The sequence below is a fragment of the Helicobacter pylori genome, from assembly GCF_003637685.1.
Classification (GTDB): domain Bacteria; phylum Campylobacterota; class Campylobacteria; order Campylobacterales; family Helicobacteraceae; genus Helicobacter; species Helicobacter pylori_CJ.
This window is the reverse complement of record NZ_MVWW01000003.1, coordinates 41,096-56,316: the sequence shown is the minus strand read 5'-3', so window position 1 is coordinate 56,316 and position 15,221 is coordinate 41,096. Positions and strand designations below refer to the sequence as shown.

Genomic DNA, 15,221 nt, shown 5'->3' with positions numbered 1-15,221 from the left:
TAGATCGTGCAACACTTCAATTTCCTCTATAAAGATTCTTTATTTTCTATCGCTTTATTCACTTTCATTATCGCTCTTGTCATTCTATTAGAACAGGCTAGAGCGTATTTCACCCGAAAGAGAAACAAAAAATTTTTACAAAAATTCGCCCAAAATCAAAACGCTTACGCGAGCAGCGAGAATTTAGACGAGCTTTTAAAGCATGCTAAAATTTCTAGTTTGATGTTTTTAGCTAGGGCGTATTCTAAAATCGCTGACATAGAAATGAGTATTGAAATCTTAAAAGGGCTTTTGAATCGCCCCCTAAAAGATGAAGAAAAAATCGCTGTTTTAGATTTATTAGCTGAAAATTATTTTAGCGTGGGGTATTTGCAAAAAACAAAAGACACCGTGAAAGAAATTTTGCGCTTTTCCCCAAGGAATGTGGAAGCGTTGTTGAAACTTTTGCATGCGTATGAATTAGAGAAAGACTATTCAAAGGCTTTAGAGACTTTGGAATGTTTGGAAGAATTAGAAGTGGTTGAAATTGAAACGATTAAAAATTACCTTTATCTCATGCATTTAATAGAGAATAAGGAAGAGACGGCTAAAATCTTACATGTTTCAAAAGCGTCTCTAGATTTGAAAAAAATCGCTTTAAATTATTTAAAATCTTATGATGAAAATCTTTTTTGGCAAGAAATTGATGCAACCGAACGGCTAGAAAATTTACTCGATCTTTTATGGGATATGAATATCCCTGCTTTCATTTTAGAAAAACACGCCCTTTTGCAAGACATCGCGCGATCCCAAGGGCTGCTTTTGGATCACAAACCTTGCCAAGTTTTTGAATTAGAGGTTTTACGCGCTTTATTGCATAGCCCTATGAAAGCGCGTCTGACTTTTGAATACCGTTGCAAGCATTGCAAACAAATCTTTCCTTTTGAAAGCCATAGGTGTCCTGTGTGTTACCAGTTAGCGTTTATGGATATGGTGCTTAAAATTTCTAAAGAAACGCATGCTATGGGAGTGGATTAAGATGCAAGAAATTGAAATTTTTTGCGATGGCTCTTCTTTAGGCAATCCCGGGCCAGGCGGGTATGCGGCGATTTTACGCTATAAAGATAAAGAAAAAACCATCAGTGGGGGCGAAAATTTCACCACGAATAACCGCATGGAATTAAGAGCGTTGAATGAAGCGTTAAAAATTTTGAAACGCCCATGCCATATCACGCTTTATAGCGATTCACAATACGTGTGCCAAGCGATCAATGTGTGGCTGATTAACTGGCAAAAAAAGAATTTTTCTAAAGTTAAAAATGTGGATTTATGGAAAGAATTTGTAAAATTCTCTAAAGGGCATTCTATTGTGGCTGTTTGGATCAAGGGGCATAACGGGCATGCCGAAAATGAACGATGCGATAGCCTCGCTAAATTAGAGGCGCAAAAACGGGTCAAAACGACCACTTAAAGGGAAAAATGATGAAAAACAAACGCTTTCAAAACAGCCCTTATGCAACGCCTAATAACCCTTATCTAACGCTAGAAAAAGCTTTAGGGTATTCTTTTAAAGACAAGCGTTTATTGGAGCAAGCCTTAACGCATAAATCATGCAAGCTCGCTTTGAACAATGAGCGCTTGGAATTTTTGGGCGATGCGGTGTTGGGCTTGGTGATAGGGGAGTTGCTATACCATAAATTTTATCAATACGATGAGGGCAAACTCTCTAAATTAAGGGCTTCTATCGTGAGCGCGCATGGTTTTACGAAATTAGCGAAAGCGATTGCTTTACAAGATTATTTGCGCGTTTCTTCTTCTGAAGAAATTTCTAATGGGAGGGAAAAACCCTCTATTCTGTCAAGCGCTTTTGAGGCTTTAATGGCTGGGGTGTATTTAGAAGCAGGGTTAGCTAAGGTGCGTAAAATCATACAAAAATTACTCAATCGCGCTTACAAGCGTTTGGATTTGGAGCATTTGTTTATGGACTATAAAACCGCTTTGCAGGAATTGACCCAAGCGCAATTTTGCGTGATCCCTTCGTACCAATTACTCCAAGAAAAAGGCCCCGATCACCATAAAGAATTTGAAATGGCTCTATACATTCAAGATAAAATGTATGCGACCGCTAAAGGCAAAAGTAAAAAAGAAGCCGAACAGCAATGCGCTTATCAAGCGCTTCAAAAACTTAAGGAAGCCAAATGAACACTTTGGGGCGTTTTTTAAGGCTCACGACTTTTGGGGAATCGCATGGGGATATGATAGGGGGGGTATTAGACGGCATGCCTAGCGGGATTAAAATAGACTATGCATTATTAGAAAAGGAAATGAAGCGCCGCCAAGGGGGGAGGAATGTTTTCATTACGCCACGAAAAGAAGACGATAAAGTGGAAATAACAAGCGGAGTTTTTGAAGATTTTAGCACAGGGACGCCCATAGGGTTTTTAATCTACAACCAAAGGGCTAGGAGCAAGGATTATGATAACATTAAAAACCTTTTTAGGCCTAGCCATGCGGATTTCACTTATTTTCATAAATACGGTATCAGGGATTTTAGGGGTGGGGGGAGGAGCTCGGCCAGAGAGAGCGCTATAAGAGTGGCAGCTGGGGCGTTTGCTAAAATGATTTTAAGAGAAATTGGTATTGTTTGTGAAAGCGGGATCATTAAAATTGGGGGCATTGAAGCCAAAAATTACGATTTTAATTACGCTTTAGAAAGCGAGATTTTTGCCCTAGACAAAGAACAAGAAGAAGCGCAAAAAACAGCCATTCAAAACGCTATTAAAAACCATGACAGCATCGGGGGCGTGGCTTTGATTAGAGCAAGGAGCGTGAAAAGAAATCAAAAACTCCCCATTGGCTTAGGTCAAGGGCTATACGCTAAATTAGACGCTAAAATCGCTGAAGCGATGATGGGGCTTAATGGGGTGAAAGCGGTTGAAATAGGCAAGGGGGTAGAAAGCTCTTTATTAAAAGGCTCAGAGTATAACGATTTAATGAATCAAAAAGGGTTTTTGAGCAATCGTAGTGGGGGGGTTTTAGGGGGCATGAGCAATGGGGAAGAAATTATTGTTAAGGTGCATTTCAAACCCACGCCAAGCATTTTCCAACCTCAACAAACCATAGACATTAATGGCAATGAATGCGAATGCTTGTTAAAGGGCAGGCATGATCCTTGTATTGCGATTAGAGGGAGTGTGGTGTGCGAGAGTTTGCTTTCGTTAGTGTTAGCCGATATGGTATTACTCAATTTGACTTCAAAAATAGAGTATTTAAAAACAATTTATAATGAGAATTAAACGAAATTGGATACAATCAGCTTAAAAAGGATATAAATGGAAAAATTACCTAAAAAACGAGTTTCTAAAACCAAATCACAAAAACTTATCCATAGCTTAACCACCCAAAAAAACAGAGCCTTTCTCAAAAAAATCAGCACTAATGAAATGCTTTTAGAGTTAGAAAAAGGGGCGTTTAAAAAGAATGAAGCCTATTTTATTTCTGATGAAGAAGATAAAAATTATGTTTTAGTGCCGGACAATGTGATCTCTCTTTTGGCAGAAAACGCCAGAAAGGCTTTTGAAGCCAGGCTCAGGGCGGAATTAGAAAGGGATATTATCACCCAAGCGCCGATTGATTTTGAAGACGTGCGCGAAGTTTCCTTGCAATTATTGGAAAATTTACGCCAAAAAGACGGGAATTTGCCCAATATCAACACCTTAAATTTTGTCAAACAAATCAAAAAAGAACACCCTAATTTGTTTTTTAATTTTGACAACATGTTCAAACAACCCCCTTTTAATGAGAATAATTTTGAAAATTTTGACAATAGCGATGAGGAAAATTTTTAATGCAAACGATTGATTTTGAAAAATTTTCACAATATTCCAAGCCCGGTCCGCGATACACTAGCTACCCCACAGCGGTGGAGTTTAACGAAAATTTTAACGAAGAGAGTTTGAAAAAAGCGTTTTTTAACCATGACAACCTCAAAAACCCCATGCCTTTATCGCTTTATACGCATTTGCCCTTTTGCAGGAGCGCGTGTTATTTTTGCGCTTGTTCAGTCATTTACACCAGCTTAGAAGAGAAAAAAGTCCGCTATATCAGTTACCTTAAAAAAGAACTCGCCCTTTTAAAAAACGCCATGGATACCAACAGAGAAGTGGCGCAATTCCACTATGGAGGCGGCACGCCGACCTTTTTTTCGCCCCCTCAATTAGATGAAATCACGCAAAGCATTCAAGAAGTTTTCCCTAATTTCAGCAAAGATATTGAAATGAGTTGCGAGATTGATCCTAGGCATTTCACTAAAGAACACATGCAAACCTTGTTTGATAGGGGGTTTAACCGCTTGAGTTTTGGGGTTCAGGATTTTGATTTGGAAGTCCAAAAAGCCATTCATAGGATCCAGCCTTTTGAAATGGTTCAAGAATCCGTAAAACTCGCTAGAGATTACGGCATCAAATCCATTAATTTTGATTTGATTTATGGCTTACCCAACCAGACTAAAGAGAGTTTTTTAAAAACTTTGGAATGGGTTTTGAAATTAGATCCGGATCGATTAGCGGTGTTCAATTACGCGCATGTGCCTTGGGTGAAAAAAACGATGCGTAAAATTGATGAAACCTTATTGCCAAGCCCTAGAGACAAACTAGAGATTTTAGAAGCTCTCATTAGTTTTTTAGAAAAAGCTAACTACCAAATGATAGGCATGGATCATTTCGCTAAAAGCGATAACGAATTGTATTTAGCCCTTCAAAAAGCGGAATTACGGCGTAATTTTCAAGGCTATACCACGAAAAAATTCACTCAAACCATTGGTATTGGCGTTACAAGTATTGGCGAAGGGAGCGATTATTACACGCAAAATTATAAAGATTTGCATCAGTATGAAAAAGCCCTTGATTTGGGGCATTTACCGGTAGAAAGGGGCGTAGCGCTCAGCCAAGAAGATGCGTTAAGAAAAGAAGTGATCATGCAGATGATGAGTAATTTAAAATTGGATTACTCTAAGATTGAAGAAAAATTTTCTATTGATTTTAAAGCGCATTTTAAAAAAGAATTAGAAAAATTAAAGCCTTATGAAGAAGCGGGCTTACTTTCTTTCAATGCTAAAGGCTTTGAAATGACAAGAACAGGGGGCATGCTCGTAAGAAACATGGCCATGGAGTTTGACGCGTATTTGCGTGGGGGCGAAAAACATTTCAGTAAAACGCTATGAATGAGAATATTAATGAAAATATTTTTGAAGAAGTAGGGGACGCTTGCGTTAAATGCGCTAAATGCGTGCCAGATTGCACCATATACCGCATTCATAAAGACGAGGCGACTTCGCCTAGGGGCTTTTTAGATTTGATGCGCCTAAACGCTCAAAACAAGCTCAAATTAGACACGAATTTAAAACACCTTTTAGAAACTTGTTTTTTATGCACCGCTTGCGTTCAAACTTGCCCCTTTCATTTGCCCATAGACACCTTAATAGAAAAAGCCAGAGAAAAAATCGCTCAAAAGCATGGCATCGCTTGGTATAAAAAATCCTATTTTTCCCTTTTAAAAAACCGCAAAAAAATGGATAGGGTGTTTTCGGTGGCGCATTTTTTAGCCCCTTGCGTTTTCAAGCAAGTGGGGGATAGTTTAGAGCCTAGGGCGGTGTTTAAAGGCTTGTTCAAACGCTTTAAAAAAAGCACACTGCCTCCTTTAAATCAAAAAAGTTTTTTACAAAAGCATGCAGAAGTTAAGCCTTTAGAAACCCCCATTCAAAAAGTGGCGATCTTTATAGGGTGCTTGAGCAATTACCATTACCAGCAAGTAGGGGAAAGCTTGTTGTATATTTTAGAAAAACTCAACATTCAAGCGATCATCCCTAAGCAAGAATGCTGCTCAGCCCCTGCGTATTTTACCGGCGATAAAGACACCACGCTTTTTTTAGTGAAAAAAAACATAGAATGGTTTGAAAGCTATTTAGAGGAAGTGGATGCGATCATCGTGCCTGAAGCCACATGCGCTAGCATGCTTATTAATGATTATTACAAGGTGTTTTTAGGCGAAACAGATAGGGATTTGTATGTGAAGCGCTTGGAAAAGATCACGCCTAAAATCTATCTTGCGAGCGTGTTTTTAGAGAAACACACCCCTTTAAAAAGTCTTTTAGAAAAAATCCCTAAGGGGAAAAAAGAGGCTATCACCTATCATAACCCTTGCCATGCCAAAAAAACCCTAAACGCTCATAAAGAAGTGCGAAACTTGCTCAATTCGCATTATGAAATTAAAGAAATGCCGGACAATTGCTGCGGTTTTGGGGGGATTACGATGCAAACCGAAAAGGCGGGGTTTTCTTTAAAAGTGGGGCTTCTTAGGGCTAAAGAAATCATAGACACCAAAGCCAGAATTTTGAGTGCAGAATGCGGGGCATGCCACATGCAACTCAATAACGCTTTAAAGTCTTTAGATGACCCTAACACCCCCACTTTTTCACACCCTTTAGAACTCATCGCTAAAGCTTTAAAAAGCGCTGAATAAAAGCCTTTTTAACCCCATTTTTCAATATCTTTTTATATAATGTAAAACTTTATAACACCACTATAAGGAATGAAAAATGCAAGAAATCAGCGCCTATAAACTCATTAAAGAAAAACTGCAAGCCATACCCAACCAACGCCTTAAAGGGAGCTGGTTTGAAAAAGTTTCTAAGCATTTTTTACAAGAACATGACAGCGCTAACGAATACGAGTCTATTGAGCTTTGGAACGATTGGGAATTAAGGAATAATGAAGGCGATAGGGGGATTGATATAGTCATTCAAACGGCTTCAAAAGAATACATCGCCGTGCAATGCAAATTCCATCAAGATAAAGTCTCGCTTAACAACATTCAAATTTTTTAACTAAATTGCAAAGCGGGGTAGGGGAGATCAGGTTTAAAAAAGGGATCATCATCTCCACTTCTGATTTAACTTCTACGGCCCAACAAGAAATTGAGCAGATCAGAAGCATAGGAATGGGTATTGATATTGACATTATCAGTGAAGAGGATTTTATCTATTCTCGCATTGATTGGGAAAAGTTTGATCCCACAAAAACCGAAGACGAAATCCCCTTATGCGATAAGAAAAAGCCACGCCCCCACCAAACAGAAGCCATAAACGCTACCAAGGAGTATTTTTCTAACCCTAAAAACGCTAGAGGCAAGCTCATTATGGCATGCGGGACAGGCAAAACCTACACTTCTTTAAAAATCATGGAAGCTTTAGATCCCAAGATCACGCTTTTTCTAGCACCAAGCATCGCTTTGCTTTCTCAAACTTTTAGAGAATACGCGCAAGAAAAAAGCGAGCCGTTTTACGCTTCTATCGTGTGCAGCGATGATAAAGTCGGGCAAAATAAGAATGAAGACAATGACGACATTAAATTTTCTGAGCTCCCTATAAAGCCCTCCACCCGCCTTGAAGACATTTTAAGCGTTTATGAAAAAGCACAAAAAGAAAACAAGCGTTTCATTATCTTTTCAACTTACCACAGCGCGTTGCGTATTAAAGAAGCGCAAGAAGCGGGTTTGAATGAGATCGATCTCATCATTTGCGATGAAGCGCACAGAACGGTAGGGGCTATGTATTCCACGAATGAAAGGGACGATAAAAACGCTTTCACGCTGTGCCACAGCAATGAAAATATCAAAGCTAAAAAACGCCTGTATATGACCGCCACGCCTAAAGTATATAGCGAAAGTTCTAAAGCTAAAGCCAAAGAGAAAGATAATGTTATCTATTCTATGGATGATGCGGAGGTTTTTGGCGGAGAAATTTATACGCTCAATTTTGGAAGAGCGATCGCTTTAGATCTCCTCACCGATTATAAAGTCATCATTTTAGCGGTGCGTTCAGAAAATTTAAGCGGCGTTACTAACAGCGTGAATAAAAAGATCAAAGAGCTTGAAGCCAAAGGCACTAAATTGGATAAAAAGCTCATCAATAACGAATTTGTGTGTAAGATCGTTGGCACGCATAAAGGGTTAGCCAAGCAGGATTTGATCGCTTTAGACGAGGAGAACAAAGAAGACAACGACTTGAAAAACAAAGCAGACACCTTTGTTTCTCAAAGAGCCATAAGCTTTTGTAAAAGCATACAAACGAGTAAAAATATTAACGACTCCTTTCAAACGATCATGAAATGCTATAATGAAGAGCTGAAGAAAAAGAGTTTTAAAAACCTAGAAATCAGCATCGATCATGTTGATGGCACCATGAATTGTAAGAAGAGGCTTAAGAAATTAGAAAACTTGAACCAATTCCAACCCAACACTTGTAAGGTTTTAAGTAATGCCAGGTGTTTGAGCGAAGGGGTGGATGTCCCGGCGTTGGATAGCGTTATCTTTTTTGATGGCAAAAGCGCGATGGTGGATATTATCCAAGCGGTGGGTAGGGTGATGCGCAAAGCCAAACACAAAAAAAGAGGCTATATCATTTTGCCCATCGCTTTAGCAGAGAGCGAAATTAAAAACCTAGATGAAGCCGTCAATAACACCAATTTCAAAAACATTTGGAAAGTGATAAAAGCCTTAAGAAGCCATAATCCAAGCTTGGTTGATGAAGCCACTTTTAAAGAAAAAATCAAAATCTTTGGAAGCGATGATGGCAAAAAGCAAGACGATGAGGAAGAGTTAAAAAAAGATAAAACCGAACAATCTCCAAACGATCCCAAACAAGCCCAAAAAACCCTTTTTGACGCTATCTTTTTACAAGATCTAGCGAACGCTATGTATAATGTCATGCCCACTAAATTAGGGGACAGGAACTATTGGGAAAATTTCGCTAAAAAAACGGGCCACATCGCAAGAACCTTGAATGAGCGCCTGAAAGACATTTTTAGTAAAAACCCTGAAATTTTTGACAACTTTTTAACTTCTTTAAGGGACAATATCCATCAAGGCATCAAAGAAGATGAAGCCTTGGATATGATCGTTTCTCACATCATCACTAAGCCCATTTTTGACGCGATTTTTGGGGACAATATTAAAAACCCTATCGCTAAAGCGTTGGATAAAATGGTTTTAAAACTCTCCGATCTAGGGCTAGAAGGAGAAACTAAAGATCTTAAAAACCTCTATGAAAGCGTGAAAACCGAAGCAGCGCATGCCAAAAGCCACAAAAGCCAACAAGAGCTCATTAAAAACCTCTACAACACTTTCTTTAAAACCGCCTTTAGAAAGCAAAGCGAAAAACTAGGGATCGTTTATACGCCTATAGAGGTGGTGGATTTCATTTTAAGGGCCACTAACGGCATTTTGAAAAAGCATTTCAACACGGATTTTAACGATAAAAACATCACGATTTTTGACCCGTTCACCGGTACCGGGAGTTTTATCGCTCGTTTGCTTTCTAAAGAAAATAATCTCATTAGCGATGAAGCCTTGAAAGAGAAGTTTTTAAACCATTTGTTCGCTTTTGACATCGTGCTTTTATCTTATTATATCGCTTTAATCAATATCACCCAAGCCGCGCAAAATAGGGACAGCTCGTTAAAAAATTTCAAAAACATCGCGCTCACGGACAGCTTGGATTATTTGGAAGAAAAAACAAATAAGGGGGTATTCCCTTTCTTTGAAGATTTGAAAGAAAACAAAGAAATCAAAACCACTCTAGCCGGCCAAAAAATCCAAGTCATCATCGGCAACCCGCCTTATTCAAGCGGCGCTAAAAGCGAAAACGATAACAACCAAAACCTCTCACACCCTAAGCTTGAAAAATTAGTTTATGAAACTTACGGCAAAAATTCCACCGCCAAAAACAAGGGAGCTACCACACGAGACACGCTCATCCACAGCATCCGCATGGCGAGCGATCTTTTAAAAGATAAAGGGGTGCTAGGCTTTGTGGTGAACGGGAGCTTCATTGACTCTAAAAGCGCGGATGGGTTCAGAAAATGCGTGGCCAAAGAATTTTCGCATCTTTATGTGCTGAATTTGAGGGGCAATCAGCGCACTTCAGGGGAAGTGTCAAAAAAAGAAGGAGGGAAAATCTTTGATAGCGGATCCAGGGCGACGGTAGCGATCATCTTTTTTGTCAAAGACAAGAACGCCCCCAATAATACGATTTTTTACTATGAAGTGGATGATTATTTGAAAAGAGAAGCCAAACTCCACTTGCTTGCGGGTTTTGAAAATTTGGATTTTGTGCCTTTTAAGGAAATTACCCCCAATGACAAAGGCGATTGGATCAACCAAAGGAATGACGATTTTGAAAAGCTCATCCCTTTAAAAAGAGACAAAAAACTCAAAATATTCAATAGTATTTTTGATCTCAATTCTGGCGGGGTGGCAACAAATCGTGATCCTTGGGTGTATAATTTTTCGCCAAACGCTTTAAAGCAATCGGTGCAAAACTGCATTGACACTTATAACGCTGATTTGAAGCGCTTCAATGAGCGTTTCAGGGAAGCCTTCAAACACCGCACTAAAGGCGTTAAAAAAGCCGTTCTCTACAAGCACCTAAACGATAAAGAAATCACCACCGATCAAACGAAAATTTCTTGGACTGATGGCTTGAAAAACAAACTCATCAACAATGAAAATTTGCCAGAAAGCAGCAAAGAGCGCATAAGGTTAGCCTTGTACCGCCCTTTTAACAAACAATGGCTTTATTGGGATAAGGATTGGATACACAGACAATCTCAATTGCCCAAAATTTTCCCAGACAAAAGCGCGCGTAATGTGGTGATTAATACCACCACAAGAAATTTTTCCTGCTTGATTGCAAACGAGATTACTGACATCCAAACAATGGCGAACAATCAAGCTTATCCCTTGTATTATTATGATGATCTAGGGAACCGCTATAACGCGATCAGTGGCTATGCGCTCAATCTCTTCAGGAGGCATTATAAAGATAATGCTATCACTGAAGAAGAGATTTTTTACTACATTTATGCGATTTTCCACCATAAAGGCTATGTGGAAAAATACAAAAACTCTCTCACCAAAGAAGCGCCACGCATCGCTTTGAGCGAGGATTTTAAAGAACTCTCTATTCTTGGCAAAGAATTAGCCGAGTTGCACCTGAACTATGAGAGCGGGGAAATGCACGCAAGCGTTGAATATAAAACGCTAATGAACGCCGCAATAGAGGGCTATTATGATGTGGTTAAAATGAAAAAAGAAAAGGATCGCATCCTTTACAACCACCATATCACCATCACCAAAATCCCCCAAAAAGCTTTTGACTATGTGGTGAATGGCAAAAGCGCGATTGACTGGGTGATCGAACGCTATTCAATCACTACCGATAAAGACAGCTTGATTGAAAACAACCCGAACGATTACGCCGGCGGAAAATACGTTTTTGAACTCCTTTGTAGGGTCATCAAACTTTCTGAAAAAAGCGTGGATTTGATTGAAAAGATCAGCATGAAGAGATTTGAGTGATGGATACTAATCTAAAATACAGCTATGAGATAGATTTTTTACCAGTAGGCGATGGAAAAAAGAGTGGGGACGCCATAGCCATGAGATGGTGGTGTGGCAAATGGAATAAGGAAAGACAAAAAGTTATGGTGATTGATGGAGGAACAAAGGAGTCTGGAAAAAAACTAGTGGAACATATAAAAGAATACTATAAGACAGAGCGTGTTGATCATGCAATCAATACGCATCCGGATCAAGATCATGCATCAGGATTGACTGAAGTGTTAGAAAATTTGGAAGTTAGAGAATTATGGATGCATAGACCTTGGGAGCATATCGAAGAAATTGTCAAGTTTGTTGATAAAAACAGCAATTTCAAAGGAGACAAAAGGGCAACTGTGGATAGTATAAGAGATAGATTTTCTTGGGACTACTATCAATATGCCAAAGAATTAGAAAAGATTGCTTTGAGTAAAAAGATTTCTGTCCAAGAACCCTATGCGGGAAAAAAGATTGGAGAGTTTTGTATTTTATCTCCAAGTCAATCTTGGCATTTGTTTGATCTTATACCAAACTCTGACAAAACAAAGGAATTTAAACCTACTAAAGAAAATCCAAAGAGCGATGGAAAAACAAGCAGAGAAAACGAAAGCAGTGTGATCCTTTATGGGAATTTAGGGTATGGAGGAATTCTTTTTACTGGAGATGCTGGGGTTGAAGCTTTAGAAGGAGCTTATGAATATGCTAAAAACCAAGGAATTAATATTGCAAAAAATTTAAAATTTATACAAGTTCCTCACCATGGAAGCCGGAGGAATGTTAGCTCACAAGTTTTAGATCATTTGATAGGAGAGATAGAAACAAACAAAGAAAAATCAATAAGCGCCTTTGTTTCTGCGGGAAAAAATGACAGCTCACACCCTAGGCAAGTGGTTGTTAATGCTTTTATTGATAGAGGATGCAAGGTTTTTGCTACACAAGGAGCAAAAATAAGACATAGTAGGGGAGATGATGTCCTAGAAAGAGAAGGTTGGACAACTGCCGATTCTCTTCCTTATAAAGAAGTTAAAAGTCATGATTGAATTAAAACAACGCTAGTCGTTATGTTGTCTAGTATTTTTGGCTTTATTTCTGCTTCATCAAGTAAAATGCTTGAGCGATTTATTTGGATCAAATGTGAAAACCCAACGATCAAATACTTTAAAAAAGAAGCCCCAAAATTATATAAAAAAATATGTCAAGAGCATGGAGAAAAAGAAGCAATATCACACATTAGAGCCAAAACAAGAGATGATGCAAAACTTTTTTGGAAAAATATAGCCTATGGTTTCTTTAGAAATTCTATTCTTTTATCTTTAGCTACTTTGTCCCTCTCGTGTTCAAGCGAATATTTTTACCTAAATATTTCCATTATTTTGATTACAATCGCAATGACTAAAATATGCTCTGAAAATTATGCACAACAAGCACTTGAAAGTTATAAAGAAAGAAGGATTACCCTTTTTTCTTAAGTTTATCCCAAAATCCCCCAAAAACAGAAAAAATCGCAGAGCCAAACCACTAAAACCCCCTAGAAAATTTAAAATTTTAAGTTTTAGGGGTGTTTTTCTTAAGAATTTAGGTTTTTTATAGATTATTATGTTATTATTATACGAAATGTAGACTTTTAGAAGGAAAAATGTTGTATGAAAAAGTTTGTAGTGTTTAAAACGCTCTGTTTATCGGTAGTGTTAGGTCATAGTCTTTTGGCAGCAGAAGGTAGCACAGAAGTGCAAAAGCAATTGGAAAAGCCAAAAGAGTATAAAGTAGTGAAAGGCGAGAAAAACGCTTGGTATTTGGGGATTAGCTATCAAGTCGGTCAGGCTTCACAAAGCGTTAAAAACCCCCCCAAAAGCAGCGAATTTAACTATCCTAAGTTCCCTGTGGGTAAAACCGACTATCTAGCCGTTATGCAAGGCTTAGGGCTTACTGTGGGTTATAAGCAGTTTTTTGGGGAGAAGAGATGGTTTGGTGCCCGTTATTACGGCTTTATGGATTATGGGCATGCCGTGTTTGGAGCGAACGCTTTGACTTCAGATAATGGTGGGGTGTGCGAGCTTCACCAACCATGCGCGACCAAAGTAGGGACAATGGGCAATCTGTCTGACATGTTCACTTATGGTGTGGGTATTGACACTTTATACAATGTCATTAATAAAGAAGATGCGAGTTTTGGTTTCTTTTTTGGGGCTCAAATCGCGGGCAACTCTTGGGGTAATACGACAGGGGCCTTTTTGGAAACTAAAAGCCCTTATAAGCACACTTCCTATAGCCTTGATCCGGCGATTTTCCAGTTCCTTTTTAATTTAGGGATCCGCACCCATATTGGTCGGCATCAAGAATTTGACTTTGGCGTGAAGATTCCTACTATCAATGTTTATTATTTTAACCATGGGAATTTGAGCTTCACTTACCGCCGTCAATACAGCCTTTATGTGGGGTATCGTTACAATTTCTGATTTAAAACGCTTGTTTTTCTCTAATTGGATTTTCAATTAGAGTTTTCTCGCATGAACCATCGCTTTCTTTTGAAACATTTTTGAAAGTTTTTTGAAAATTAGAATTAAAATCTTTTTGATCATGTTATGATAGTTCAAAAATTTAACAAGGATTAAGCATGTTATATTCCTCTAAAATCCAATCCCTTTCAGAATCCACAACGATCGCTATCAGCACGCTCGCTAAAGAATTAAAATCGCAAGGAAAAGATATTTTGAGTTTTTCAGCGGGCGAGCCTGATTTTGACACCCCACAAGCGATTAAAGATGCGGCTATAAAAGCCCTAAATGACGGCTTTACGAAATACACTCCAGTGGCTGGGATTCCTGAATTACTCAAAGCGATCGCTTTTAAATTGAAAAAAGAAAACAACTTGGATTATGAGCTGAGTGAAATTTTAGTGAGTAATGGCGCTAAGCAAAGCTTGTTCAATGCGATTCAAGCTTTAATAGGGGAGGGCGATGAGGTGATTATCCCTGTGCCTTTTTGGGTAACTTACCCTGAGCTTGTGAAATATAGTGGGGGAGTGAGTCAATTCATTCAAACCGATGAAAAAAGCCATTTTAAAATCACTCCCAAGCAGCTTAAAGACGCCTTAAGCCCCAAAACAAAAATGCTCATTCTCACCACCCCATCAAACCCCACCGGCATGCTTTATAGCAAGGCGGAATTAGAGGCTTTAGGCGAAGTTTTAAAAGACACTAAAATTTGGGTGCTTAGCGATGAAATTTATGAAAAGCTTGTTTATAAGGGGGAGTTTGTTTCTTGTGCGGCGGTGGGTGAAGAGATGAAAAAACGCACCATTACCATTAATGGCTTGAGTAAGTCAGTGGCGATGACAGGCTGGCGTGTGGGCTATGCGGCGAGTAAGGATAAAAAATTAGTCAAATTGATGAACAACTTGCAAAGCCAATGCACTTCCAATATCAATTCTATCACGCAAATGGCTTCTATTGTGGCACTTGAGGGGTTGGTGGATAAAGAAATTGAAACGATGCGTCAGGCTTTTGAGAAGCGCTGTCATTTAGCCCACGCAAAAATCAATGCGATTGAAGGGCTGAGTGCTTTAAAACCTGATGGGGCGTTTTATCTTTTTATCCATATCGGCAGTCTTTGTGGGGGGGATTCGATGCGATTTTGCCATGAGTTGTTAGAAAAAGAAGGCGTGGCGTTAGTGCCTGGAAAGGCTTTTGGATTGGAAGGTTATATTCGTTTGTCTTTTGCATGTTCAGAAGAACAGATTGAAAAGGGGATTGAACGCATCGCTCGCTTTGTCAAATCAAAGGGGTAAAAAATTGGTATTTAAAAAA

10 protein-coding genes and 2 pseudogenes are annotated in these 15,221 nt (G+C 38.9%); all 12 read left to right on the top strand.

Annotation, left to right across the window (positions count from 1 at the left end; all coding sequences use genetic code 11):
- Positions 1 to 6 precede the first annotated feature (6 nt).
- A complete protein-coding gene (locus EAL44_RS03280) occupies positions 7 to 1,017 on the top strand; it encodes a tetratricopeptide repeat protein (RefSeq protein ID WP_121074653.1) in 1,011 nt (336 codons plus the stop codon).
- 1 nt (position 1,018) lies between these two features.
- Positions 1,019 to 1,505, top strand: a pseudogene (gene rnhA / locus EAL44_RS03275) (ribonuclease HI).
- Entirely contained in the window at positions 1,462 to 2,181 is a 720-nt protein-coding gene (rnc, locus tag EAL44_RS03270) for a ribonuclease III (RefSeq protein ID WP_162970338.1), read from the top strand. The pseudogene rnhA and the gene rnc overlap by 44 nt, the downstream one beginning before the upstream one ends.
- Positions 2,178 to 3,275: a chorismate synthase gene (gene aroC / locus EAL44_RS03265; RefSeq protein WP_121074644.1), complete on the top strand. Its 1,098-nt coding sequence runs from the start codon at positions 2,178 to 2,180 to the stop codon at positions 3,273 to 3,275. The genes rnc and aroC overlap by 4 nt, the downstream gene beginning before the upstream one ends.
- Before the next feature lie 36 nt (positions 3,276 to 3,311).
- A complete protein-coding gene (locus tag EAL44_RS03260) occupies positions 3,312 to 3,827 on the top strand; it encodes a DUF2603 domain-containing protein (protein ID WP_000413470.1) in 516 nt (171 codons plus the stop codon).
- Positions 3,827 to 5,200 (top strand): oxygen-independent coproporphyrinogen III oxidase, encoded by a 1,374-nt coding sequence (hemN, locus tag EAL44_RS03255; protein ID WP_121074641.1) that lies wholly within the window; start codon positions 3,827 to 3,829, stop codon positions 5,198 to 5,200. The genes EAL44_RS03260 and hemN overlap by 1 nt, the downstream gene beginning before the upstream one ends.
- Positions 5,197 to 6,498, top strand: a complete 1,302-nt coding sequence (locus EAL44_RS03250; protein WP_121074638.1) for a (Fe-S)-binding protein — start codon at positions 5,197 to 5,199, stop codon at positions 6,496 to 6,498. Before hemN ends, EAL44_RS03250 begins: the two co-directional genes overlap by 4 nt.
- Before the next feature lie 76 nt (positions 6,499 to 6,574).
- Positions 6,575 to 11,394, top strand: a pseudogene (locus EAL44_RS03245) (type ISP restriction/modification enzyme).
- The gene (locus EAL44_RS03235; RefSeq protein WP_121074633.1) at positions 11,394 to 12,455 is read left to right on the top strand and encodes a ComEC/Rec2 family competence protein; all 1,062 of its coding nucleotides are present in this window, start codon (positions 11,394 to 11,396) and stop codon (positions 12,453 to 12,455) included. Before EAL44_RS03245 ends, EAL44_RS03235 begins: the two are co-directional and overlap by 1 nt.
- 21 nt (positions 12,456 to 12,476) lie before the next feature.
- Positions 12,477 to 12,884 carry a hypothetical protein gene (locus tag EAL44_RS07840; RefSeq protein WP_162970337.1) on the top strand — a complete coding sequence of 136 codons (408 nt, stop codon included), beginning with the start codon at positions 12,477 to 12,479 and terminating at the stop codon, positions 12,882 to 12,884.
- Between the two features lie 174 nt (positions 12,885 to 13,058).
- Positions 13,059 to 13,871: an outer membrane protein gene (locus tag EAL44_RS03230; protein ID WP_120868629.1), complete on the top strand. Its 813-nt coding sequence runs from the start codon at positions 13,059 to 13,061 to the stop codon at positions 13,869 to 13,871.
- Between the two features lie 158 nt (positions 13,872 to 14,029).
- On the top strand, positions 14,030 to 15,202 hold the full coding sequence (locus tag EAL44_RS03225; protein ID WP_121074630.1) for a pyridoxal phosphate-dependent aminotransferase: 1,173 nt from the start codon (positions 14,030 to 14,032) through the stop codon (positions 15,200 to 15,202).
- Positions 15,203 to 15,221: the final 19 nt, after the last annotated feature.